Origin of the sequence: Bacteroides sp. OF03-11BH (genome assembly GCF_003604005.1) — a bacterium.
In the GTDB taxonomy this organism is placed as follows: Bacteria; Bacteroidota; Bacteroidia; order Bacteroidales; family Bacteroidaceae; genus Bacteroides; species Bacteroides ovatus.
Genome location: NZ_QTMW01000051.1, coordinates 1 through 25,443, shown reverse-complemented (window position 1 = coordinate 25,443; position 25,443 = coordinate 1). Strand labels below are relative to the sequence as shown.

Here is a 25,443-nt window from a genome sequence, read left to right as displayed (position 1 = left end):
AAAGCTGCCCTTCAGAAAGAAGAGCAGCTTTACACCTATTTGATTTATCTTCGAGCTTTATTTTACCGGAATCTTATCAATACGATTCTGATGACGGCCACCGTCAAATTTGGTAGAGAAGAACTCTGTCAAAATCATATCCGCTTCTTCAGTGCTGATGAAGCGTCCCGGCATAACCAGTACATTAGCGTCATTGTGCTGACGAGCCAGGTGCGCAATTTCTGCATTCCAGCAGAGAGCAGCACGAATTCCCTGGTGCTTGTTCAGCGTCATATTGATTCCGTTTCCACTGCCGCAGATAGCGATACCGGGATAACATTCTCCCGATTCCACTGCAAGAGCCAGCGGATGAGCATAATCCGGATAGTCTACGCTTGCGGTAGAGTTAGTTCCGAAATCCTTGTAAGCCCAGCCTTTTACTTCCAGCCAGCCGCGAACATATTCTTTCAGTTCAAAACCGGCATGGTCGCATGCTAATCCGATTGTTTTCATTAGAGCATTGCTTTTACTTGGTTATATACGTTCTCGGCAGTAAATCCAAGTTTCTCATCCAACACTGTGTAAGGAGCAGAGAAACCGAAAGATTCCAATCCCCAAACTTTACCGTGGCAACCTACCAGACCTTGAAGAGTGACAGGCAGACCGGCAGTCATACCGAAAATCTTCGCATCTGCCGGAAGAATAGCTTCCTGATATTCTTTCGGTTGGTTGCGGAACAGACCTTCAGAAGGAGCAGATACAATGCGTACCTTCACGTCCTCTTTGCGAAGTAACTCTGTGCCGGCTACCAATGTAGACACTTCAGAACCTGAAGCCACCAGGATAACATCCGGATTTTCGTCGGAACCTGCTACGATATAAGCACCCTTGGCTGCTTGTTCGTAATCTGTTCCTGCCGGTAAATTGGCAATATTCTGACGAGAGAAGATCAATCCTGTAGGAGTAGACATATTTTCCATAGCAAGTTTCCAAGCAATGGTTGTCTCTTCTGCATCAGCCGGACGAAGTACCAACATAGAGTTGTGTCCCTTATGGTTTTTCAGTTTTTCCATCAGGCGGATTTGAGCTTCTTGTTCTACCGGTTCGTGAGTAGGACCGTCTTCACCTACGCGGAATGCGTCGTGTGTCCAGATAAATTTCACCGGTTGTTCCATCAAAGCAGCCATACGTACGGCAGGTTTCATGTAGTCGGAGAATACGAAGAATGTACCGCAAGCAGCGATCACACCACCGTGGAGAGACATACCGATACAGATACAAGCCATTGACAATTCAGATACACCTGCTTGGAAGAATGCTCCGCTGAAATCACCTTTCTTGAAAGAATGAGTCTTTTTCAGGAAACCGTCAGTCTTGTCAGAGTTAGAAAGGTCGGCCGAAGCAACGATCATGTTTTCTACCTGTGTAGCAAGTGCGCCCAATACGGTTGCAGATGCAGCACGAGTAGCGCTACCTGCTTTCTGTTCGATAGCAGCCCAGTCCACTTTCGGAGCTTTGCCCGAGAAGAAGAGTTCCAGTTTTGCTGCCAGTTCCGGGTTTGCTTTCGCCCATGCAGCTTTCTTTGCATACTTTTCAGCAACGATCTTCTTCAGTTCTTCTGCTCTTTTTGCATACAGTTCGGCTACTTCCGGGAATATAACGAACGGGTTAGTAGGATCACCACCCAGATTCTTGATTGTATTTACGTATGCGTCGCCGCCGAGAGGAGCACCGTGTGTAGCGCAGTTAGCTTCATAGCTGCTGCCGTCTGCCTTGCGTGCACCTTTACCCATTACGGTTTTACCGATAATCAGCGTCGGGCGTTCTTTTTCAGCCTGTGCTTCTTTGATTGCCGCACGGATTTCGTCAGGATCATTACCGTTGATGCTAAGTACGTTCCATCCCCATGCTTCATATTTCATGGCAGTATCTTCAACGGTTACATCTTTCGTTTCTGTAGAAAGCTGAATATCGTTGGAGTCATAGAACATAATCAGGTTGTCCAATCCCAGTGCACCGGCAATACGTCCGGAACCTTGAGAGATTTCTTCCTGAATACCACCGTCAGAGATGTAAGCGTAAATGGTCTGATTCATCACCTCGTCGAAACGGGCTTTCAAGAATTTGGCAGCGATAGCAGCACCTACTGCAAAAGTGTGTCCTTGTCCCAGCGGACCAGAAGTATTTTCGATACCACGCATGATGTCCACTTCAGGATGTCCCGGAGTAGGGCTTCCCCATTGACGGAATTCTTTCAGCTCGTCCAGCGTGAATTTTCCTGTCAATGCCAACGTAGAATAAAGCATCGGAGACATGTGGCCCGGGTCGAGGAAGAAGCGGTCACGTCCTTCCCAACGGGGATTTTCAGGATCGTATACTAGAAACTCAGAGAAGAGTACATTTACAAAATCAGCACCACCCATGGCGCCACCCGGGTGACCGGAATTGGCTTTCTCAACCATTGAAGCAGCAAGAATACGGATGTTATCCGCTGCACGATTCATAAGTTTGTTATCGTTCATATCATTAAAATTTAATTGATTTCTGTCAGATTGTTCGCAAAGATAACTCTTTATGTGGATTTAACAATCCAAAAGAGCTATCTTTTTTATCGACAATTTTACGGTCTTCTTGTTTGTGATACAATAAGTAATTGCTCTAAAATTACTGTAACTCTAAAGTAACAATGGACTTAGCAGGAAGTTTTACCTTCATTGTACCTTTATTGATTTTTACCTCTTTGAAAGGTGCCGGTTTTACAATATTAGGTTTTTCAAAAGAATTGTAATCGGTCAGTTTGGAAGCGGTCAGAATCTCTCCGACAGCTTTCTTGGCTTTCGTATCACCCAGATTGATGGTGATTTCCTGCGCTTCATCAGCATCTACATTGGAAAGAGAAATATGGATCACCCCATCTTTATTTTTGGAAGCTGTGGCGCTCACCATCGGTACAGTGCGGTTATCACGTACACTTATCTTTTCGCAAGTCAGGTCGATAGGAAGATAAGTGGCATCCTGATGTACTTTATACATCTTGAAGACATAATAAGTAGGAGTGAGCACCATTTCTTTGTCTTTTGTCAGAATCATCGATTGAAGTACGTTGACAATCTGTGCGATATTTGCCATCTTCAAGCGGTCTGTATATTTGTGGAATACATCAAGACTTAAAGAAGCCACGAAAGCATCACGCAACGTGTTTTGCTGATACAGATGTCCTTTGATGGTTCCGGGCTCCTCATCCCACCAGGTTCCCCATTCGTCCAGTAAGAGAGCGATTTTCTTGTCCTTGTCATATTTGTCAATGATGGTACAATGTTTCTTGAGTACATCTTCCACTTCCAGACATTTGCCCATCGTCCAGTAATAATCATCCTTGTTGAATTGAGTGGCTGATCCTTTGCTACCGCTCCATCCGGTTACGGTATAATAGTGCAGAGAAAGACCGTCCATCCGGTGTCCTACACGATTCATCAATACATCTGTCCATTTGTAATCATAGTCACTTGCACCACTGGCAATTTTGAACAGACGGTTGCCGTCATAGTTACGGCAATAAGTAGAATAACGACGGTATAAGTCCGCATAATATTCCGGACGCATGCTGCCACCACAGCCCCAGCTTTCATTTCCTACTCCCAGATATTTGAGTTTCCATGCTTTGTCACGACCATTCTTACGACGAAGATTGGCCATGGGAGAGTCCCCGTCGGAGGTCATGTATTCCACCCATTTGGCGAGTTCTTCTACGGTACCGCTACCTACATTTCCACTCACGTATGGTTCGCAACCCAGCATTTCGCAAAGATTCAAAAACTCGTGTGTTCCGAAACTGTTATCTTCAATGGTTCCGCCCCAGTTGTTGTTCACCATCTTCGGACGGTTCTCTTTCGGACCAATGCCGTCCATCCAGTGGTATTCATCGGCAAAGCATCCGCCCGGCCAGCGAAGGACGGGAACGGACAAGTCTTTCAGTGCATTGAATACATCTGTGCGGTATCCCTTAATATTGGGAATATCCGAGTTTTCGCCTACCCAAAGACCGCCGTAGATACATGAACCCAGGTGTTCGGCAAACTGGCCGTAAATTTCCTTCGGTATGATTTCTTTGCCTTGGTCGGCATGTACGGTTATGGTAGCACTCTTTTGTGCAGAAAGAGATACAGATGCTGCCAGAAAAGCCGTGCTGACTAATAGTTTTGCTTTCATAAATGGTATTTGTTTAATGATTATTTTTTACCACAGATTGCGCAGATTATCACAGATTGATTTTATTCTGACTGCTATCATGTTATAACCCATAAATAATCTGTGTTAATCCGTGTAATCTGTGGTGACTTCTATTTTAGTAAACGAACTTCATAAACGGCAGAGGTCCATTCCGTCCCGTCAGGGATAAAACGTATCGGACAACTACCCGTATTCAGTTTTTGAGGCAGAACGTATGAAAGGGTTATGAAACCGTCTTTATCCGCTTCACTGATAGTCGGATGAACAGCCAACTTTTCGTTATTCAAAAGAATAGCCACTTTATTGCGGTCATCTTTCCGTACCGTAATCAGGAGGCGGCTTGCTTCCTCTTTCACTTTCAACTGATAGCCGAACCAACCTTTGGCACGTCGGAAATGCCGGTCTTTATTCGTCCCTGTTTCTGCCTGTTCATACTGGATGCCATGGTCGGATTCCGGCTGCTGTTCGCCAGGGAAGATAAGGTCAATGGTTTGATTAGCCAATTCCGTTGCTTTTCGTTCAGCCGTTGCCATCTCTTCCTGAATCGCTTTAAACTGCTCTTCGCTTGCCTGCCGGAAATAAACGGCATAACGGGAATTATGCAGGCGGAAGAACGGAACGAGTTTCAATGCTTTGCCTTGTGCAGGATACACCTCTCCGTTATAGCTGAAAGTAATCCGGCTATTCTGTTCTTTCTGAAGAGATTTGCAGATTGAATCAGGATTTCCTATCAGCATCGGGACTTCTTGCAAAGGAATTTGTTTGCCATGAGCGATATGTCCGCCACGGCTGTCATCGGCATATAAACCATCAAGATGTTCAGTGCCTGTGGAAGCTGCAAGAACGATCGGACCATATAAGAAAGCATAATAATCTTTCTTGTCGGGAATCTGTTCCACGCTGACTTTCATAGGTAAGTGGAAAGTAATGACATCTCCTTTTTTCCATTTGCGGGAGAGGGGAAGATACTGGTTACCTTTTGCCATAACGAACATTTTTCTTTTTCCATTGATGCTGACGTTATATCCTTTGGATTGGTTCGCCCATTCCGGAATACGTATCATTAAAGTACGTTTTTTCTTAGGCGCTTCATCTATTCGCAAAGTTACCTTGTCGTCATCAGGGAAACGGGTTTCCTGTGTCAAAATAATGCCTTGCTCTTTCCAAGTCAGTTGTGAAGGAATGAAGAGATTGACATACAGCGTATCTTTCCGATACGCATAGATAAATTCGCCGTATTTGGTATGATTCTCCAAGCCTGAACCTACACAGCACCACATGGATGTTTCCGGTTGTGAGTATACACGATAGTGTCCCGGACGCATAGGAGTGAAGTAGACAAATCCACCTTTATCCGGCTCTTGTGACGCTAGGATATGATTGTAAAGCGCACGTTCGTAATAGTTTACGTAGTTGGGATCAGGTTCGTTTGTTTGATTCGGATTGTGAGAATTCTGATAAAGCATTTTGGTAAGACGGAGCATGTTGTAAGTATTACAGGTCTCCGGTCCTTGAACGTCGTTCAGCATGGACGTGAAGTTATCCGACGGATGGAAATGTTCGCGGACGCTATTTCCTCCGATGCAGACAGAACGGTGATTGACCACCGTGTTCCAGAAAAAACGGGCGGCATGATCCCATTCTGCAGCATGATTCCAATTCTTGTCGTCTTGTGAAAGTTCGGCTATTCGCTTGTAGCCGATCACTTTCGGAATCTGTGTGTTGGCGTGCATCCCCGTCAATTTGTCTTCCTCTTTGATAAGCGGGTCTAAGATAAGCTTGTGAGAGAAGCGGCGTGCCAGTTCCAGATACTTCTTGTCGCCTGTGATTTCGGCCACGTCAGCGAATGTTTCGTTTAATCCGCCATGTTCGCTACGAAGCATATCCTGCATTTGTTCGTCGCTCAAGCCGGAAGTGATATCAATCATCCAGTCTGTAAAAGCGATAAGCATTTGGCGTGCAAGGTCGCTTCCTGCATAGAGATATGCATCCCGCAATCCGGCGTAAGTTTTATGTATGTTGTATAGAGGTACCCATTTGCCGTTAAGGTCGAAACCTCCGGCACGGATCTTCCCCGCTTTTATATCTTTCCAAAGTTGAAGGCTTCCCGGAGTTCCTCCGATGAATCCTGTGCCGACAGTTTGTTGTGCCCGGTTCAACTCATTCAGCATGTAGTTGAGGCGATTATAGACTGCAGTATCTCCGGTGGCGGCATACATCATGGAAAGTGCAGATAAATAATGTCCGCCGATATGTCCGTCCAATCCGGTATTTTCCCAATTGGTGTAGCTGGGGGCTTTAGGCTGTAACCCTGCTTCGCGGAGAAAAGGGGCGAGCAGACGGTCGGGGTCTAATGCAAGTATGTAATGTAAATCAGTCTGTTGAGCTTGCAGGAAAGGGCTGTCCAATAGCTTTACATCTTGCAGAGGGAAGTAAGAAATCTGCTGTTGGTTCTGTGCTTTTCCTTGTGCAATGAATATAATGAGGACAAGTATTAAGGAGGATGTTTTCATAATAGTTGGAGTGATAATGGTTTTTAGAATCAATAGAGCAAGCCTGCAAAATGCCCGCTGACTTTTAGCATCGATTTAACGAGCCTGCAAAACGCCCGCTGACTTTTAGAATTGATTTAACGGGTTTGCAAGATGCCCGCTAATTTTTAGAATCGATTAAACGGGCTTGCAAAACGCCCGCTAATTGTGCGGGCTGATTTTGCAAGCTTGTTTGACTCTGGCAGAAAGATTTTATTTAAATTTGACTGCTGCCTCTTCGATAGGCAATCCTGCCTTATAGTTTTCGATGTATGTATTGAAGCCGGCTACATCTTCGGGTGTAGGTGATACCTCGATACCCGCGTCACCGACAAATACGCTTTCATCCAGAAAATCGGCAAGAGATTGTTTCTTTTCATTGTTCACGAGGTAAGAACCTAACAGGGCAATACCCCAGGCACCACCTTCACCGGCTGTTTCCATCACGGAAATAGGCGAGTTGATGGCTGCAGCAAGTATTCTTTGGCCTACTCCCTTTGTTCTGAATAATCCTCCGTGACCAGTAATTCTGTCCACTTTGATTTTTTCTTCGTTGAACAGGATGTCGTTACCAATCTTGAGTACTCCTACCGAAGCATACAAGTGAGTCCGCATAAAGTTTGCCAGGTTGAACTTGTCATTTGCCGAACGTACAAACAAAGGTCTTCCGTCAGCAAGTCCTGTTACAGGCTCGCCTGAAATATAATTGTATGAAAGCAAACCTCCACAATCAGTATCACCAGTGAGCGCAATATTGTAGAGTTTACTATAGATTTCATCCATATCTACAGGTATGCCCAGAAGCTCCTGGTATTCCTTGAACAAGTTAACCCATGCGTTGAGATCAGAAGTGCAGTTGTTGCAATGCACCATGGCTACCAGACTTCCGTCAGGAGTTGTCACCATGTCAATCATTTCGTATGGCTTCGACAGTTCTTTCTCCAATACAATCATTGAGAATGAAGAGGTACCTGCGGATACATTTCCGGTACGTTGTTTGACTGCGTTAGTCGCAACCATTCCGGTACCTGCGTCTCCTTCCGGCGGACAAACCGGTATTCCTGCCTTCAAATGACCCGATGCATCGAGTTTTTTACTTCCTTCCGGAGTGAGGACACCGGCATTTTCACCAGCTGACAATACTTTAGGCAGAATATCTTCTAGTTTCCAGTTATATTCTTTCGGAGCAATCAGTTTGTTGAACTTAGCCACCATTTCAGCCGAATAGTTATGGGTAGTCGGATCAATAGGAAGCATACCTGATGCATCACCTATTCCCAGCACCTTTTCGCCTGTGATCTGCCAATGCACATAACCTGCCAGAGTGGTCAGGAAGTCGATTTCATTAACGTGTGATTCATTGTCTAAAATAGCCTGATACAAGTGGGAAATGCTCCAACGCAGAGGGATATTATAGACAAATAGTTCGGATAAAGCAGCCGCTGCGCGACCTGTATTAGTGTTTCTCCAAGTGCGGAAAGGCACGAGGATTTCTTCTTTTTTGTTGAATGGCATATAACCATGCATCATAGCGCTGACACCGATGGCAGCCAGAGTCTCGATCTCTATGCCGTATGCATTCTTTACGTTAGTACGAAGATCGGCATAGCAATCTTGCAGCCCTGACCAGATGGCTTCAATGCTATACGTCCAAAGTCCGTCAACTAACTGGTTTTCCCAAGTGTGGCTACCTTGAGCAATAGGCTTGTTTTCCTGGTCGATCAAGACAGCTTTTATTCGTGTAGAACCGAGTTCTATACCAAGAATTGCTTTACCTGCCTCGATGGTTGATTTTGCATCTAATTTCATGTTGAAATCAATATTTTAAGGTATAACGATCATTATAAAAAAAATCAAGTTTCGCAAAAACTTAACGAAATAATTAAGCCATGCGAAACTTGAATAATTGTTTTTAGCAAAGTGCTTTATTCAACATGTAATAAACTTCGTTCATGCGCAGTTCTTTCTTGAAGCAGCTGATTGTAGTATCCTTGTTGATATGTACCATTTCGATACCTGCGATTTCAGCATAATCTTCCCAATATTCTGCTGTCAGGTCGTAAGAGAAGCAAGAGTGGTGAGTTCCACCAGCCAGAATCCATGCACCTGCACCTACTTCAAGGTTTGGCATCGGAATCCAGAGAGCAGAAGCAACCGGCAACTTAGGCAGCGGTTTCGGCTCGATACATTCTACGTCGTTCACGATCAGACGGAAACGGTTACCCATATCTACAATAGTAGCAGTGCAGCCTGTACCTACTTTTGAAGTGAAGACCAAACGTGCAGTCTGACTCTTGCGGATACCTATACCGAGGAAATGTACTTCCAGGCGAGGTTTGTTGGCTGCGATAAGCGGACAGATTTCCAACATGTGTGACTGAAGGATAGAGCTGTTTGCACCATCGAAGTTCAGTGTGTAATCTTCCAGGAATGAACAGCCTTTTGGAAGACCCTGATTCATTACCCATACAGTGCGGTACAGAGCAGCCGATTTCCAGTCACCTTCAGCACCGAATCCGTAACCTTCCGCCATCAGACGTTGTGAAGCAAGACCCGGGATTTGATCGAAACCATTGTATTCAATGTCGCCCAAATCGTCGAAGTTGGTAGTAAATCCTTTGGCACCTTTGGCTTTCAGGATAGCACGTATAGCCAGTTCAGCCTTAGCAGCATTCCATACTTTCTGGTAAGCTTCAGTTGATTTATCTTCCAGAGAAGCATCGTGATCGTATTCCTTGAAGTAAGTAGCTACCAATGCATCTACCTCTTCATTTTTGATATCCTTGTGATATTCCATCAATTCGCTTACCGGACAGTAATCTACGTGGTAACCCATACGTTGTTCAGCTTCCACTTTATCACCATCGGTTACAGCTACGTTGTTCATCTGGTCGCCGAAACGGATAATCAGCATATCCTGTGAATCTGCCCAACCGGCACAAACACGCATCCAAACGGCAATCTTATGCAAAGTCTCTTCCTCTTTCCAGTAACCTACCACTACTTTACGACGGATACGCATACGGGTGCAGATATGTCCGAATTCGCGGTCACCGTGAGCAGACTGGTTCAGGTTCATGAAATCCATGTCCATTGTATCCCAAGGAATTTCCTTGTTGAATTGAGTATGCAGGTGCAACAAAGGCTTCTTCAACTGTTGCAAGCCGTGAATCCACATTTTAGCAGGAGAGAACGTATGCATCCAAGTGATAACACCGACACACTTTTCGTCATTATTGGCTGCTTTGAAAACAGCTTCCACTTCTTTAGAGGAATTAGCTGTTCCTTTGTATACCACCTTTACAGGAAGTTTACCGGATTCGTTCAATCCGTTAACCATTTCATTAGAGTGTGCATCTACTGCGATTACTGCGTCACCTCCGTACAAAAGCTGTGCTCCTGTTACGAACCATACTTCATATTGATTAAATGCGTTCATAATGTTATTGCTTTAATTGTTATTGTTCTAATTTTTAATCTTTAATTTTTAATTATTTCTGTCCGTAATAAGCATTCGGACCATGCTTGCGGCTGAAATGTTTTTCTATCAGCAGCGGATTCATTGTTAAATTGGGATTCACCGCATAAGCGATACTTGCCATTTTAGCTACCTGTTCCATAACCACAGCATTGTGTACGGCATCGTACGCGTCTTTTCCCCAAGAGAAAGGACCATGATTTTTCACCAATACTCCCGGTGTATGTACAGGGTTCAAGCCTTCAAAACGTTTCACTATCACATTACCGGTTTCCAGCTCGTAAGCGCCTTTCACTTCCGCTTCTGTCATATCCGCTGTGCAGGGAATGGCATCATGGAAATAATCTGCATGAGTGGTTCCGATATTCGGAATGTCACATCCGGCTTGTGCCCAGGCTGTAGCATAGGTAGAGTGCGTATGTACCACTCCTCCGATCTCCGGAAATGCTTTGTAAAGCACTACATGAGTAGGGGTGTCTGAAGATGGCTTCAGCCGTCCTTCAACGACCTTGCCATCCAGATCCACTACTACCATATCTTCGGCTTTCATATCATCATAACTTACACCACTGGGTTTGATTACTACCAATCCGCTTTCACGGTCGATAGCAGAAACATTTCCCCAAGTAAAGATGACTAATCCATGCTTTACCAATTCGAGATTGGCATGAAATACTTTTTCTTTTAGTTCTTCCAGCATAATGATTATAATTTAAATTTCGGGTCCTTGCGGTAAGCCTTGCTATTGAACTTATATAAGGCAGCACCACGTTTCGAACCCAGTTTGTCAATTTTATCAGTCTTTTCTATATAATCCATTTCAGCTACTCTTTTACGGAAATTCCGTTTATCCATTGTTTCACCGTAAATGGCTTCATATAAACTTTGTAATTGGGATAATGTAAATAGCTTCGGCAATAGATTGAAACCGATGGGCTCTACAGATGCTTTCTGTTTCATCAGTTCCCGTGCTTTTTCTACCATTTCAGGATGGTCGAAGATAAGCGGGGGAAGTTCATTTATATTCACCCAGTAAGCATTGTGTTTCTGAACCTGTTTCCGGTCATACTCATTGATGTTAATCAATGCATAATAAGCCACGGAGATAACCCGTTCACCCGGATCGCGATCGATAGCTCCAAAAGCTCCCACCTGTTCCATGTAAACGTTTTCCAGTCCGGTAAGCTCATGCAATACACGTTTAGCGGCATCATCCACACTTTCATTGTTTTGTACAAATCCTCCCATCAGTGACCATTCACCCATTGCCGGCTCGAAGTTTCTCTTTAACAATAACAGGCTGATTTCCCCTTCGTAGAAACCGAAAATGATACAGTCTATGCCGACATAGAAGGCCGGATTCGAGCTATAATAAACCTTTTCCCGCCCCTTTTCCAAAGAGGGGGAATTAGAGGTTATCATTGGCTCTTGTGAATTATCTTTATCCATTTAGATTGTGATTTTAGTTATAATAAAACAGTCTTTCCGTAGATAAGACTATTTTCAGGCTTCTCTTTCAACCCTTCCCCAAGAGGAGGGTTGAAAGAGAAGCTTATTTTTACCAGAAATACCAGTAGAAAGCAGCAGTAATGGCCAGAATAATTACCGTATGAATAATATCCCAGTGATTCCAGCTTGCACGTGTAGCGGCTTTTTGTTCCTTAGTAGCCGTACCGAATACTAGTCCCTGAATCTTTTCTGCAGTTGGAGCTTCTGTTGCCAGACTGACTACGATTACTACAATAATACAGAACAGGAACATCCATCCACAGAAGAATAACCAGTTCATGTCATAGAACAAATATTTGAATGTAGAATCAGCTACTTCACCTGCGTTGCTATAATATACTTTTGCGCCGAGGCGGGTCAACCCGATTACCATGCCGGAGATCAATCCCCACATACCACCCTGGGCGGAAGTACGTTTCCAGCAGATCCCCAGTAAGAAAGCGGCAGCGATACCTGGTGCCAATACAGACTGAACATCCTGCAAGTAAGTATAAAGTACATCACCTACACTACGCATGATAGGAATCCAAAGAATACCTAAAACAACGATTACAATTGTTGCAATCTGACCGATACCCACCAGCTTCTTTTCCGGAGTTTCCGGTTTGAAACGTTTGTAAAAGTCGATAGTAAACAACATGGCTGATGAGTTAAACAGAGATGCAAGGGAACTCATCAAAGCGGCAAGAATACCACATACTACCAAACCTTTCACGCCCGCAGGAAGTAATTTGGCTACTAATGTCGGGAAGGCGGCATCAGCATTTGCTGTTCCGTTAGCCAGCATCGGTAAGAAACCTTCACCACCGGCACCGATATATTTTTGATGTAATGCAAATGCAATCATACCAGGAATCAAGAAAAGGAATACGGGTAGCAGTTTCAGATAAGCACCGAAAATAGTACCACGACGAGCTTCCATTTCATTTTTACCTGAAAGTACACGTTGTACGATGAACTGGTCGGTACACCAGTACCAGAAACCGATAATAGCCGAACCGATCAAAGCACCCAACCAAGGGAAGTTTGCATCATCGTTGCTACGAATCAGGTTAGTCATTGTATCACCGTAATCATTTACAGTAACAGCGCCGCAGACTCTCATCATCTCGTCCCATCCACCTAATTCTTTGAAACCGAGCACTAGAATTATTAATGATCCTAGCAGTAGGATAGGGGTTTGAAGAACAGAAGTGTAAAGAACTGATTTCATACCACCGAAGATAGTATAAAGCGCAGTTAACACTACCAGACCGATAGCTGCAATCCAGAAGAAATCAATTCCCCAAAGCTCTTTGATACCGAATACTTGTTGGAATACGAGGCCACCGGCATAAACAGTTACGGCTACTTTGGTCAATACATAACTTACAAGAGAAATAACAGATAAAATAGTACGTGATTGAGGATTATAACGACGCTCCAGGAATTCCGGCATTGTATATACCATGCTTCGTGTATAGAAAGGAACGAATACCCATCCCAAAATCAAGATCATCCATCCCTGGATTTCCCAGTGTGCCATAGCCATACCACTGGATGCTCCGGCTCCTGCCAGTCCGATCAAATGTTCCGAACCAATGTTTGATGCAAAGATAGAGGCACCGATTGCAAGCCATGTTGCGTCGCGTCCACCCAAAAAATAATCCGCCGAGTCATTTTGTTTTTGTCTGACTACCCAAACAATAATACCGATCAGAGCCAGAAAAAAGACTCCGATTACTAGCCAATCTAATGCTTCCACAATAAATATGATTTATAAGTTAATATTATTTCTCTACAGAGAATTTGAAAATACATTCGCTATTATAAGTTTGTCCCGGTTCCAGTACAACAGAAGGCCAGTCTGCCTTGTTAGGACTGTCAGGATAGTGTTGTGTCTCCAGACAAACAGAAGCACGCTGGTTATAAACGATACCTTTTTTGCCGGTTACCGTTCCATCGAGGAAGTTACCGGTATAAACCTGTATACCCGGTTCGTTGGTATATACTTCCAGAGTGATGCCGCTTTCAGGTGAAGTTAGTTTGGCTGCTACTTGAGAAAGATCTCCCTTAGTGTTGAGCACCCAGTTGTGGTCATACCCTTTTCCGTTCTTCAGTTGAACGAAATCATAATTGTTGATCTCTTTGCCTACCGCTTTCGGAGTGGTGAAGTCCATCGGAGTGTCTTTTACCGGAGCGATTTCGCCTGTAGTCATAAAAGTACTGTCTACCGGAGTATAATAGTCTGCGTTCACATACAGTATGTTGTCAGTTGAAGCTTTTGACGGATCACCAGCCAGATTGAAGTAAGAATGGTTGGTCATATTGATGATCGTCTTTTTATCGGTAGTTGCGCTATATTTGATGTCGATAGCGTTGTCTTCAGTTAGTTTATAGGTCACTTTAGCTGTTACATTCCCCGGGAAGTTTTCGTCTCCGTCCGGTGAGACAAGTGTCAGTTCCAACGTTGTCGGATCAATCAGATTAGCTTCATAAACTTTGTATTGCCAACCTTTCGGACCTCCATGCAGGCAGTGGCCGAAATTGTTTTGCGGCAGTTGGATGGTATCACCGTCCAATGCGAAACGTCCCTGGTTGATACGGTTTGCATAGCGTCCGATAGAAGCACCAAAGTCGCTGGGTACATTAATATAGTCAGCAATGCTGTCAAAACCTAAAACTACATCCTGCATCTTACCGTTCTTATCGGGTACCATGACAGACACGATACGTCCTCCGAAGTTAGTGATGCATACTTCCATACCTGCCTTGTTCTTTAAGGTATAAAGAGCTGTTTGGGCATTGTTCACTTCTGTTTGAAATTTTACCGGGTCGAGACCGGACAAGGTCAGCTCGGAAGCCGGCTTGTTATTGCACGCAGCCAGCATCAGCGCGGCAAATCCTGCAAGTAGAAAATGTTTTTTCATGGTTTTATTTTTAATGTAAATGAGATGCTTATCTTATTTTGGGTGTAAAAGTAACACTTTCGTTTGGTGTATCAAATACACTCTTATATGTTGTGCAGCATAAATGGTGTATTTTATGATTTTCCATACACCTTATTATATATAAATGTACGCTTTCCATCCGTTTGTTTTTCATATAATAGAGCGTGCAAATAGGTGCTTTTTAATCTGGTTTCGTATTATAAATATCAGATGCGGATGGAAAATTGTGCAAATGAATGGAATTTGATCCTTTTTGACCGATAAACACCTATTAATGATAAATTTGGGTACGGAGAAAATAGAGAATCTGATTATCTTTGCATTTTAACTATATATAATTTTTTTATTGAGAACCATGAGAAGATACGCAAATTTATTGGCAGTATTAGCCTTGTCTACTAACCTTGCCCTTCATGCGCAAACCAATGAGTTGGTGATACAGACGAAGAAGCTGGGTGCAGAAATCCAACCTACTATGTATGGACTCTTTTTTGAGGACATCAACTACGCTGCCGACGGCGGACTTTATGCCGAACTGGTGAAGAATCGTTCCTTTGAGTTTCCACAACACCTGATGGGATGGAAAACGTATGGAAAAGTGTCATTAATGAACGATGGTCCTTTTGAGCGTAATCCGCATTATGTGCGCCTTTCCGACCCCGGACACGCACATAAGCATACCGGATTGGATAACGAAGGTTTCTTCGGCATCGGTGTCAAGAAGGGAGAGGAGTATCGTTTCTCTGTTTGGGCGCGTTTGCCGCAAGGAAGTACGAAAGAAACATTGAGAATCGAACTTGTAGATACCCAATCAATGGGCGAACGTCAGGCACTTGTTGCAGGGAATCTTACGATTGATTCTAAGGACTGGAAAAAATACCAGATGATCTTGAAGCCCGGCAGTACTCATCCGAAATCCGTACTCCGTATTTTCCTTACCTCCAAAGGAACAGTAGATTTGGAGCACGTCTCCCTTTTTCCGGTTGATACCTGGAAAGGACATGAAAATGGGCTTCGTAAAGATTTGGCACAAGCATTGGCGGATATTCATCCCGGAGTCTTCCGCTTTCCCGGTGGTTGTATCGTAGAAGGTACCGACCTGGAGACTCGTTACGACTGGAAAAAATCAGTTGGCCCGGTAGAGAACCGTCCCTTAAATGAAAATCGTTGGCAGTATACTTTTACTCACCGATTCTTCCCTGATTATTATCAAAGCTATGGATTGGGATTCTACGAATATTTCCTGCTGTCTGAAGAAATGGGTGCGGCACCTCTGCCGATTCTGAATTGCGGACTTTCCTGCCAATATCAGAATAATGATCCGAAAGCTCACGTAGCAGTTTGTGATTTGGATAACTATATTCAGGATGCACTCGACCTGATTGAGTTTGCTAATGGAGACGTGAATACTACGTGGGGAAAAGTACGTGCCGATATGGGACATCCTGCTCCGTTTAACCTGAAGTTTATCGGTATCGGTAACGAACAATGGGGGAAAGAATATCCCGAACGTCTCGAACCGTTTATCAAAGCCATTCGTAAAGCTCACCCGGAAATCAAAATAGTAGGTAGCTCCGGTCCGAATTCCGAAGGAAAAGATTTTGATTATCTGTGGCCTGAAATGAAACGTCTGAAAGTTGATTTGGTGGACGAACATTTCTATCGTCCTGAAAGCTGGTTTCTGGCTCAAGGCGCCCGCTATGACAACTACGACCGTAAAGGTCCGAAAGTATTTGCCGGTGAATATGCCTGCCATGGAAAAGGAAAGAAATGGAATCATTACCATGCTGCTTTGCTAGAGGCTGCTTTTATGACCGGATTGGAACGTAATGCTGACATCGTTCACATGGCTACCTATGCTCCGCTTTTCGCTCATGTGGAAGGATGGCAATGGCGTCCTGATATGATTTGGTTCGATAACCTGAACTCTGTGCGTACCACTAGCTATTATGTACAACAACTGTATGCGCAGAATAAAGGAACAAATGTGCTTCCCCTTACCATGAATAAGAAAAATGTAACGGGAGCCGAAGGGCAGAACGGACTCTTTGCCAGTGCTGTTTACGATAAGGATAAGAATGAACTGATTGTAAAGGTTGCCAATACCTCCGCCACAGCTCAACCGATTTCCTTGAATTTTGAAGGATTGAAGAAACAAGATGTACTGTCTAATGGTCGTTGTATCAAACTTCGTTCGCTTGATTTGGATAAGGATAATACACTTGAACAACCTTTTGCCATCGTTCCGCAGGAAACTCCGGTATCTATTGAAGGCAATGTGTTTACTACCGAATTGGAACCCACTACGTTTGCAGTATATAAATTTACGAAGAAATAAGTAGAACTAATTAGATGTTATTAGATCAATAGGTTTTAGATTTTTGTTAATTGTAAAAAGTAAGGGCGGCTTCCATCACGGAAGCCGCCCTTCTTGATGTATAGTTATGTTATGATCATAATAACTTTTCAGGATGAGTTAGTTCTTCTACTAGCTCATATACAGTAGTACAAGGTTTGTGAGCTGCATAATCTGTTCCCGAAAATGATTCTCTTAAGCGTTGAGCATGTTTGATAGCTAATGATTCATCTCCTATACGTTGTAATATGTCGAAAGTTTCCGGTGATTTCTTTTTATATCGGTAGTTTGAATCATTTGTTCTATTTTGGATTTCCCTTTCTATTTTCTCAATGTATTGAGAACGGGATATGCCAGTATCCAAATATTGAAAATGTAGATAATACCAAAGTTCGAATGACTCATTAGACCATGCGCAAAGAATATGATTCTTTTTTGCAAGCTGTATGGCGTTATTGAAATCATTAAAGTCATCTTTATCAAAAACAGCCCATACCCTGTCAAACTCTTTATTTGATTTATCACGAATAGCTATGGTTTCTTTGATAAGACTGACTGTACCTTGTCCCTTACCTTCAATTGTAACTTCACGGATATCCGAATAACGGTCTTTTATTAAAGCCTTGAAATAGTTAGGTTCAGTTCTTTCACCTTCACATACGATAAGGAAACTAACAGATACATTGCGTATTGCTACTTTTCTTCTTTTATCCAGTTTTGCCTGTCTTTGTTCTCTTTTTATTTCCTCAAACCGATGTTTCGGCAGCAGTCTACTCATTGTGTATTAATCTTTAATATATGGAATTGCGCCATAACGTCCGTTGATATAATCTTTTTCAAAACTACGGTCTTTCCGAATTTTGTTTCCTTCCGGTTCTCTGAATTCTGCTAATGAATAGAGGTCGGTAGCTTCCGAATGATCTTTTTCCGTAAACCAAATCTGATCCCTACGGAATGTCTTTACATTCAGTAAATTAGTGTCGTGGGTAGCAAATATTAATTGAGCTCCCTTGGGATTTGTTTTGGGGTTATTAAAAAGTTTAATAATATGTTGAGTTAGCAGTGGGTGAAGCTTCGAATCGAGTTCGTCTACAACCAGTAGATCCCCTAACATCAATTGACTAATAACTAAGGCGGCCAAATCGAATAGTTTGTTAGTACCCGATGACTCATGTTCTTTCATGGAGAAGCAGGTTTCTCCAATGACTTCTCCCTGTTCATTATACAAATTATGTATGGTGTATGCTTTGATTTCTTTAGCCAACTTTTCATCTTCAGGAAGTTCAAATCTGTTAAACCCTACATTCATAGATTTCAAGAAGTCTTGAATCTCTTGTTGAAAGCTAAGATCCGGATTTTCAATATTACACATATCATTTGTAAATCCAGACCAAGATTCATGGTTAATGCCTGATATTATCCAAAAATTATCAATTTTGTAAATGATTTTTTTTGCAATTTCACCATTAAAAGAATCAATTGTCGATAAAAATAGTCCATTGTCACGTACCTTTTCTTCTAAACCTTTACCTTCATTATAATCGTCAGCTATTCCGATTCCTTCTTCCGTACGAACAAATAAGCATTTTTCCTTTTTCGCTTTTCCCTCTTTTGTATATAGCCATTCTTCATAAACTTTTTGATTATTTGCTGTGAAACCATATCTATATGCTACGTTATCTAGTAATAGTTCAATTTCAAAAAATGATGGTTCTTTGGCTGTTTCTTGATTTAATAAGAAAGGGGAAATTTTTAATTTGTCTGTAGAGTTTAATTTAGAAGAAGAATTGATAATCTTTTTAAATCTACCAATTGCCTTCAATAAATTACTTTTTCCACTTGAGTTAGCTCCATAAATAACAGCTGATGGAAGTAGTCTATATCCTTCTTTCTCTATAACAGATTCATTCAATTCCTTAATAGCGGTAGCTTCCATGCTCAAAACCTTTTTGTCTTTGAACGAACGATAGTTGCCTACTGTAAAATTGATTATCATATTGTTTTTATATTAAGTTGTCTATTCTATAGAACATGACAAAGATACGAATAGTTTTAGATAATTCTCTTAAAATGAGAGAAATTCTCATTTTAAGAGAGTAGAGTTGAGGTTGTGTGTTATTATGCCGTGTAAAAAGTAAGGGCGGCTTCCATCACGGAAGCCGCCCTTCTTATTTATTTAATTTCGAATAAATTCTTATTCCAGTCTACGAGAACCGTCACCGATTACTACGTCATACACTTTCGGGCTTCTGCCGAATTTAGCTTTGAAAGCAGCTTTTGTTTTTTCAACGAAGTTATCGTACAACTCATCCTTAACAAGGTTGATAGTACAACCACCGAAGCCGCCACCCATAACGCGTGAACCGGTTACACCGTACTCTTTAGCGCAGTCATTCAGGAAGTCGAGTTCTTCGCAGCTTACTTCGTACAACTTGCTCATGCCGTGATGAGTTTCGTACATCTTCTTACCTACAGTTTCGTAATCATCCTTTTCCAATGCCTCGCAAACATCGAGTACACGTTGGATTTCTTCGATTACATATTCTGCACGCATATAGTCTTCAGCGCTGATATCAGCTTTCGCTTCTTCTAGCATAGCCATTGTACAGTCGCGCAGGAATTCTACGTGCGGATGTTTTTTCTGGATAGCGGCAACAGCAGCTTCACAGCTTTGGCGACGCTTGTTATAAGCAGAAGAAGCCAATTCGTGTTTCACAACTGAATCCATCAGAACCAGACGATAACCTTCCGGATGGAATGGGAAATACTGATACTCCAGTGAACGGCAATCCAGACGGATCAAGCTACCAGCTTTACCGAATACGGAAGCAAACTGGTCCATAATACCGCAGTTCACACCACAGTAATTATGTTCTGTAGCCTGGCCAACTTTAGCCAATTCAAATTTATCTATTTTGTTTTCACCGAACAGTTCGTTCAGTGCGAAAGCATACGTACTTTCCAAAGCGGCAGAAGAAGACATACCTGCACCCAGAGGCACATCACCTGCGAAAGCAGTATTGAATCCCTTCACGTCAACGCCACGTTTAATCATTTCACGGCATACACCGAAAATATATCTTGCCCAGCTGGCACGTGGAGCATCCTCTTCGTTCAGGCCAAATTCTACATAGTCTTTCAAGTCGATAGAGTAAGCTCTAACCTTGTCAGTACCGTTCGGTTTGATTTCAGCAATCATGCCTTTGTCTACGGCTCCCGGAAATACGAATCCACCATTGTAGTCAGTGTGTTCACCGATCAGGTTGATACGGCCCGGAGAAGCATATAAAAATCCAGTAGTTCCGTCAAAGTGTTTAATGAATCGACTTCTTACGTATTCTGTATCCATGATATTTATATATTTTAAAGGTGAATAAATTGAATTCTATTCTATGGTGATTATTCCACAGGAATATCCTTATTTACATTCTTGCAACCTACCAGGCCGTAGAACAACAGGTAAGCAAGTGCCGCGATGATAACCCAGTAGCTAGGCATGAAACCAGCGATGTCAGCCACCCAACCCTGGATAACGGGCAGGATACCTCCACCACAAACCAATACCATAAACAGACCGGAAGCAGCAGCCAAATATTTTCCTAATCCTTCTACTGCAAGGTTGAAAATACCACCCCACATGATAGAAGTACAAAGACCTACTAATACCAAATACATAGCGTTGATAGGTACTTCTGCAAAACCGAATGACAAACCGCCGGTAGCACTCTGTTGAAGTACAGGCAGGTTAACCAATGTTCCGGTAGAAGAGAAGATAGCAAGGAATACTAAAATCAAACCCAGTGCAGATGTAAACGTAAGCATCGCTTTACTGGAAATTTTAGCACCGAGTGATGCGCCGGCCAGACGGCCGATCAACATTAAGAACCAATAAGTTCCTACCACGAAACCTGAAATCGTAGAAGCGATACCTGCTCCGCCTTTTTCTACAGGGTCTGTCAGGAATAGATTCAAAGTACCCGGTACACCTACTTCAATACCTACATATACAAAAATTGCGATAGCTCCCAAGATGAAATGACGGAACTTTAAAGCACCCTTCATCAATTTGCCGATAGGTTCTGTTGCGGCATTGGCGTTAGGTTCGGGGATTTGTACAAACAGAAGTACGAAGAAAGCAAAAGCGAACACAGCCATAGCAGTGTACATCACAGGAAATATCTGTGAAATAGTTGCTTTTTCGATAGAACCGGCGATCAGGATACCTACAAACATCGGAGTAATGGTAGCCATTACAGAGTTGAAAGATCCACCTACCTGGATAAGCTGGTTACCTTTGTTACCTTCACCACCCAGTTTGTTCAACATCGGGTTTACAACTGTGTTAAGCAAACACATGGAGAAACCAGCTACGAATGCACCAATCAAATAAACGGCAAATGCCATTTCCGGGCTGGAATGACCGGATAAGAATTGGATACCTACGCCAATGAAACCGATAGCTACTGCGATAAGTGCTGTTTTCTTATAGCCCACGCGTTGCAACAGGATACCGCTCGGAATACCCATTACTGCATAAGCAATAAAGTTTCCGAAATTTCCCAGCATACCTAACGCGTTTGATACGTCGAACTGGTTTTTCAACACGATACCCATAGGAGCAGCGAGGTTGGTAACAAATGAAATCATACCGAAAAGGAAAATCATCGTAATGATTGCAATGATTTTACCGTTCTTTTTTTCTTGTGTCATGGTTCAAAAAAAATGTTAGTTTATAAAATTAGGTTAGTTATTTTTCAAATCTTATTCTTCTACCGTAAATTTGTAGACAGTGATCTGTTGGTATTCATCACCCGGCAGCAAAGTAGCCGATGGGAAATGAGGTTTGTTCGGAGTATCCGGGAAACACTGTGCTTCAAAGCAGATAGCGCTTCTGGCAGGGAATGTAGCTCCGTGTGCACCTTCAAATCCATTGAGCCAGTTGCCCGTATAGAGTTGTACACCCGCTTCGGTGGTATATACTTCCATGATACGTCCGCTTTCCGGGTCCTTGCAAGTGGCAGCCAGGTCGAGCGAACCGCTTTCCATCTTGTTCAGTACATAACAGTGGTCATATCCTGCACCGAAAATCAGTTGCTGGAATTTGTCGTCGATACGTTCGCCTACAGTGTGCGGAGCACGGAAATCCATCGGAGTACCTTCTACTTTGGCAATTTCACCGGTAGGGATAGAAACTTCGTCGATAGGCGTATAGAAATCAGCGTTGATCGTAACGATGTGGTTGTTAACGGTAGGAGTAGGGTTGGAAATACCGGCGAGGTTGAAGAAACCGTGGTTAGTCAAGTTAACGACTGTAGCTTTGTCGGTGGTAGCGCGGTATTCGATAGTCAGTGCATTTACTTCATTTTCCAGGCGGTAAGTCATTTCCACTTCCAGATTGCCGGGGAATCCCTCTTCGCCGTCAGCAGAAACATAGTTGAATTGCACTGTGCTCTCATCAATCTGGACAGCATCCCAAACACGGGCGTGGAAACCGGTAGGTCCACCATGCAGAGAGTTAGGTCCGTTGTTAATCGTGAGTTCATGTTCTTCGCCGAACAAGGTGAATTTTCCTTTCGCGATACGGTTGCCGTAGCGTCCGATAGTAGTGCTTAGGAAAGGTTCCGGGCTGTTGATGACGTGGTCGATGCTGTCGTGTCCGAGGATTACATTAGCATACTTACCGTTTTTGTCCGGTACCATGATAGAAAGAATGGCGCATCCGTAATTGGTTACAGCTACTTCCATTCCCTTTGTGTTTTTGAGGATAAATAAATCAGTTTTCTTATCATTTATATCCTTTTGGAAATCTTTCCGGCTGAGCCCTGATAGATTCCCTTCTGTTGGGAATGTGTTATTCATGTCTGGTATTATTAAAAATTTCCTGCAAATAAAGGGAAATTCTTTCTTACTCACAAATTATTCCGACTAAATATGACAGGTGCTTTAGGAAAGTTTAGCTTTATTACTTCATCTTCTTTGGATGCAAGGACAAAAGATGATTTCTTAAATGAATTTTCATCCTCCTTTTCTTAAAAACTGAACTATTTTTTGTATGTTTGTTCCCGGATTGTAACAATCCGAGCGAATTTAATCTAAGTTTATAACAAGAAAAACAAAAATGTATCCATTAAAATTCGAACCTATTCTGAAGCAGACGCTTTGGGGGGGCGACAAAATTATTCCGTTCAAGCATTTGAATTCAGACTTGAAAGGAGTAGGAGAAAGCTGGGAGATTTCCGGTGTTGAGAACAATGAATCCGTAGTGGCTAATGGCCCGGATAAAGGTTTAACCTTGGCCGATATGGTAAGAAAGTATCGTGAGGAACTGGTTGGTGAAGCGAATTATGCCCGTTTCGGCAATAAATTCCCACTGCTCATTAAGTTCATCGACGCCAAACAGGATTTGTCAATCCAGGTACACCCAACAGATGAGTTGGCGAAGAAACGCCACAATTCAATGGGAAAAACCGAGATGTGGTATGTGGTAGATGCCGACAAAGGAGCTAAATTGCGTTCAGGATTCTCTGAACAGATTACCCCGAAAGAATATAAAGAACGCGTGTTGAACAATACGATTACCGACGTATTGCAGGAATATGAAATTCATCCGGGTGATGTATTCTTCCTTCCTGCCGGACGCGTGCACAGCATCGGGGCAGGTTCTTTCATCGCCGAGATTCAGCAAACTTCTGATATAACTTATCGTATCTACGATTTCAACCGTAAAGATGCGAATGGTAAAACCCGTGAACTTCACACCGATTTAGCCCGTGAAGCCATCAACTACGAAGTGTTGGATGACTATCGTACTAAATACGAACCACTGAAGGACGAACCGGTAGAACTGGTTGCCTGCACCTACTTCACGACTTCTCTGTATGACATGACTGAAGAAATCAGTTGCGACTATTCCGAACTCGATTCATTCGTGATCTTTATCTGTATGGAAGGATCCTGCAAGATGAGAGACAATGAAGGCAATGAACTGACTGTCAGTGCAGGAGAATCTATCCTGTTGCCTGCTACCACGCAAGATGTCACTATCACTCCCGAAGGAGGAAGTGTGAAATTGCTGGAAACATACGTATAAGATAATAGCGTACAAAATGAAGGTCATCCGACTTTGTTTCATCCTCATGATGGGCAAAGCCGGATGACTTTTTTTATTACTAATAGAATAAAAACGGCAAAAAACTCTTTAACTATATTTATTAAAAAGTTTATCTGGAACACACAAAAAGATTCGTTCTTTTGCCGCTAGCCAAATGGCATAATATATAAAATAACTAGTGATGTAATGAGGAACAAAAATGGATTTAGCCGATGTGCAGAGTTCTACATCGGCCGTTTGCGAAAGGAGGGACGCTATTCTACGGCGCATGTCTACAAGAATGCTCTCTTCTCTTTCAGCAAGTTTTGCGGCACGCTCAATGTGTCGTTCAGGCAAGTCACCCGGGGAAGTTTACGACGCTACGGGCAGTATCTTTACGAGTGTGGCTTGAAGCCCAACACGATTTCTACGTATATGCGTATGCTTCGTAGTATTTATAATCGGGGAGTGGAAGCGGGCATTGCGCTTTATGTGCCGCGACTGTTTCATGATGTTTATACGGGTGTCGATGTTCGCCAGAAGAAGGCCCTGCCTGCTGTCGAATTGCATAAGCTTCTGTATGAGGATCCCAAGTCGGAGCGTTTGCGTCGTACGCAAGCTATTGCTGCCCTGATGTTTCAGTTCTGTGGAATGTCGTTTGCTGATTTAGCTCATCTGGAGAAATCAGCTTTGGAACAGAATGTGTTGCGATACAACCGTATCAAAACTAAAACCCCGATGAGTGTGGAAGTACTTGATACAGCCAGGGAAATGATTAACCAGCTTCGCAATAGGGAAGATGCACAACCCGATTGTCCGGATTATCTGTTTGACATTCTTAGCGGCGATCAAAAGCGTCTGGATGAAAGAGGGTACCGGGAATATCAGTCCGCTCTCCGCCAATTCAATAATCGTTTGAAGGACTTGGCAAGAGCCTTGCATTTGCAATCTCCCGTCACTTCCTACACACTTCGCCATTCTTGGGCAACGACAGCGAAGTATCGGGGAGTACCTATTGAAATGATTAGTGAATCATTGGGCCATAAATCTATAAAAACCACACAAATCTATTTGAAAGGCTTTGGACTTAAAGAACGTACAGAGGTAAATAAAGGGAATTTATCTTACATTAAAAACTGTTGTGTAGGCAGGATGAAAAGTGCAAAGTATTAGTATTCAGAACTAAAGTGTGTGTTACTTCTTAGGTAACGGAACTTAAATTTGACGCAAAGATAGACAAAAACATAAATAGTAAGCAAATATTCTTCCACTTTTTTTCGTTTTATCTGAAATCATTGTTGTCCCATTAAAATCTAAAAGAGTTCTTTGAAATATTTGAA

18 protein-coding genes are annotated in these 25,443 nt (G+C 42.8%); 3 read left to right on the top strand and 15 right to left on the bottom strand.

Features of this window, described 5'->3' with window-relative positions; all coding sequences use genetic code 11:
- Positions 1-57: 57 nt before the first annotated feature.
- From rpiB to DXA54_RS23800, 10 genes are all read right to left on the bottom strand, one after another.
- A complete protein-coding gene (gene rpiB / locus DXA54_RS23845; RefSeq protein WP_004309178.1) occupies positions 58-492 on the bottom strand; it encodes a ribose 5-phosphate isomerase B in 435 nt (144 codons plus the stop codon).
- Complete coding sequence (locus tag DXA54_RS23840; RefSeq protein ID WP_120080854.1) at positions 492-2,501, bottom strand: transketolase family protein; 2,010 nt, start codon at positions 2,499-2,501, stop codon at positions 492-494. The genes rpiB and DXA54_RS23840 overlap by 1 nt, the downstream gene beginning before the upstream one ends.
- Positions 2,502-2,643: 142 nt before the next feature.
- Complete coding sequence (locus tag DXA54_RS23835) at positions 2,644-4,188, bottom strand: alpha-N-arabinofuranosidase (protein WP_120080852.1); 1,545 nt, start codon at positions 4,186-4,188, stop codon at positions 2,644-2,646.
- Positions 4,189-4,319: 131 nt separating this feature from the next.
- Entirely contained in the window at positions 4,320-6,722 is a 2,403-nt protein-coding gene (locus DXA54_RS23830) for a glycoside hydrolase family 127 protein (RefSeq protein ID WP_120080850.1), read from the bottom strand.
- A gap of 231 nt (positions 6,723-6,953) precedes the next feature.
- Positions 6,954-8,549: a xylulokinase gene (locus DXA54_RS23825; protein WP_120080848.1), complete on the bottom strand. Its 1,596-nt coding sequence runs from the start codon at positions 8,547-8,549 to the stop codon at positions 6,954-6,956.
- Positions 8,550-8,652: 103 nt separating this feature from the next.
- On the bottom strand, positions 8,653-10,179 hold the full coding sequence (gene araA / locus DXA54_RS23820) for an L-arabinose isomerase (RefSeq protein WP_004307303.1): 1,527 nt from the start codon (positions 10,177-10,179) through the stop codon (positions 8,653-8,655).
- A 52-nt stretch (positions 10,180-10,231) separates the two neighbouring features.
- Positions 10,232-10,918 (bottom strand): L-ribulose-5-phosphate 4-epimerase, encoded by a 687-nt coding sequence (locus tag DXA54_RS23815; RefSeq protein ID WP_008648247.1) that lies wholly within the window; start codon positions 10,916-10,918, stop codon positions 10,232-10,234.
- A 5-nt stretch (positions 10,919-10,923) separates the two neighbouring features.
- Positions 10,924-11,640, bottom strand: a complete 717-nt coding sequence (locus DXA54_RS23810) for an NUDIX hydrolase (RefSeq protein ID WP_049703387.1) — start codon at positions 11,638-11,640, stop codon at positions 10,924-10,926.
- Between the two features lie 136 nt (positions 11,641-11,776).
- Positions 11,777-13,471, bottom strand: a complete 1,695-nt coding sequence (locus DXA54_RS23805; protein ID WP_004297459.1) for a sodium:solute symporter — start codon at positions 13,469-13,471, stop codon at positions 11,777-11,779.
- A gap of 25 nt (positions 13,472-13,496) precedes the next feature.
- Positions 13,497-14,636: an aldose epimerase family protein gene (locus DXA54_RS23800; RefSeq protein WP_008648245.1), complete on the bottom strand. Its 1,140-nt coding sequence runs from the start codon at positions 14,634-14,636 to the stop codon at positions 13,497-13,499.
- Between the two features lie 376 nt (positions 14,637-15,012).
- Between DXA54_RS23800 and DXA54_RS23790 the strand changes: the two genes are divergently transcribed.
- Positions 15,013-16,995: an alpha-L-arabinofuranosidase C-terminal domain-containing protein gene (locus tag DXA54_RS23790; RefSeq protein WP_008648244.1), complete on the top strand. Its 1,983-nt coding sequence runs from the start codon at positions 15,013-15,015 to the stop codon at positions 16,993-16,995.
- 115 nt (positions 16,996-17,110) lie between these two features.
- Here DXA54_RS23790 and DXA54_RS23785 read toward each other — a convergent pair whose 3' ends face one another.
- The 5 genes from DXA54_RS23785 to DXA54_RS23765 form a co-directional block, all read right to left on the bottom strand.
- Positions 17,111-17,791, bottom strand: a complete 681-nt coding sequence (locus DXA54_RS23785; protein WP_004307298.1) for an RloB family protein — start codon at positions 17,789-17,791, stop codon at positions 17,111-17,113.
- Between the two features lie 6 nt (positions 17,792-17,797).
- Positions 17,798-18,949: an AAA family ATPase gene (locus DXA54_RS23780; protein ID WP_243647679.1), complete on the bottom strand. Its 1,152-nt coding sequence runs from the start codon at positions 18,947-18,949 to the stop codon at positions 17,798-17,800.
- Between the two features lie 258 nt (positions 18,950-19,207).
- A complete protein-coding gene (gene galK / locus DXA54_RS23775) occupies positions 19,208-20,362 on the bottom strand; it encodes a galactokinase (protein WP_008648242.1) in 1,155 nt (384 codons plus the stop codon).
- Positions 20,363-20,412: 50 nt separating this feature from the next.
- Positions 20,413-21,723 carry an MFS transporter gene (locus DXA54_RS23770; protein ID WP_004307295.1) on the bottom strand — a complete coding sequence of 437 codons (1,311 nt, stop codon included), beginning with the start codon at positions 21,721-21,723 and terminating at the stop codon, positions 20,413-20,415.
- 51 nt (positions 21,724-21,774) lie between these two features.
- Positions 21,775-22,872, bottom strand: a complete 1,098-nt coding sequence (locus tag DXA54_RS23765; protein WP_004307294.1) for an aldose epimerase family protein — start codon at positions 22,870-22,872, stop codon at positions 21,775-21,777.
- 259 nt (positions 22,873-23,131) lie between these two features.
- Here DXA54_RS23765 and DXA54_RS23760 point away from each other — a divergent pair, with 259 nt between their 5' ends.
- Together DXA54_RS23760 and DXA54_RS23755 are read left to right on the top strand one after the other, a co-directional pair.
- Positions 23,132-24,103, top strand: a complete 972-nt coding sequence (locus DXA54_RS23760; protein WP_004297466.1) for a type I phosphomannose isomerase catalytic subunit — start codon at positions 23,132-23,134, stop codon at positions 24,101-24,103.
- A 207-nt stretch (positions 24,104-24,310) separates the two neighbouring features.
- The gene (locus DXA54_RS23755; protein WP_008648239.1) at positions 24,311-25,276 is read left to right on the top strand and encodes a tyrosine-type DNA invertase cluster 3b; all 966 of its coding nucleotides are present in this window, start codon (positions 24,311-24,313) and stop codon (positions 25,274-25,276) included.
- The last annotated feature ends 167 nt before the right edge of the window (positions 25,277-25,443 follow it).

Coding starts and splice junctions, on each gene's coding strand:
- DXA54_RS23830 (WP_120080850.1), bottom strand. CDS start 6,722: ATGAAAACATCCTCCTTAATACTTGTCCTCATTATATTCATTGCACAA.
- DXA54_RS23825 (WP_120080848.1), bottom strand. CDS start 8,549: ATGAAATTAGATGCAAAATCAACCATCGAGGCAGGTAAAGCAATTCTT.
- galK (WP_008648242.1), bottom strand. CDS start 20,362: ATGGATACAGAATACGTAAGAAGTCGATTCATTAAACACTTTGACGGA.
- DXA54_RS23770 (WP_004307295.1), bottom strand. CDS start 21,723: ATGACACAAGAAAAAAAGAACGGTAAAATCATTGCAATCATTACGATG.
- DXA54_RS23835 (WP_120080852.1), bottom strand. CDS start 4,188: ATGAAAGCAAAACTATTAGTCAGCACGGCTTTTCTGGCAGCATCTGTA.
- DXA54_RS23800 (WP_008648245.1), bottom strand. CDS start 14,636: ATGAAAAAACATTTTCTACTTGCAGGATTTGCCGCGCTGATGCTGGCT.
- DXA54_RS23765 (WP_004307294.1), bottom strand. CDS start 22,872: ATGAATAACACATTCCCAACAGAAGGGAATCTATCAGGGCTCAGCCGG.
- araA (WP_004307303.1), bottom strand. CDS start 10,179: ATGAACGCATTTAATCAATATGAAGTATGGTTCGTAACAGGAGCACAG.
- DXA54_RS23790 (WP_008648244.1), top strand. CDS start 15,013: ATGAGAAGATACGCAAATTTATTGGCAGTATTAGCCTTGTCTACTAAC.
- DXA54_RS23785 (WP_004307298.1), bottom strand. CDS start 17,791: ATGAGTAGACTGCTGCCGAAACATCGGTTTGAGGAAATAAAAAGAGAA.
- DXA54_RS23780 (WP_243647679.1), bottom strand. CDS start 18,949: ATGGAAGCTACCGCTATTAAGGAATTGAATGAATCTGTTATAGAGAAA.
- DXA54_RS23810 (WP_049703387.1), bottom strand. CDS start 11,640: ATGATAACCTCTAATTCCCCCTCTTTGGAAAAGGGGCGGGAAAAGGTT.
- DXA54_RS23840 (WP_120080854.1), bottom strand. CDS start 2,501: ATGAACGATAACAAACTTATGAATCGTGCAGCGGATAACATCCGTATT.
- DXA54_RS23760 (WP_004297466.1), top strand. CDS start 23,132: ATGTATCCATTAAAATTCGAACCTATTCTGAAGCAGACGCTTTGGGGG.
- rpiB (WP_004309178.1), bottom strand. CDS start 492: ATGAAAACAATCGGATTAGCATGCGACCATGCCGGTTTTGAACTGAAA.
- DXA54_RS23755 (WP_008648239.1), top strand. CDS start 24,311: ATGAGGAACAAAAATGGATTTAGCCGATGTGCAGAGTTCTACATCGGC.
- DXA54_RS23815 (WP_008648247.1), bottom strand. CDS start 10,918: ATGCTGGAAGAACTAAAAGAAAAAGTATTTCATGCCAATCTCGAATTG.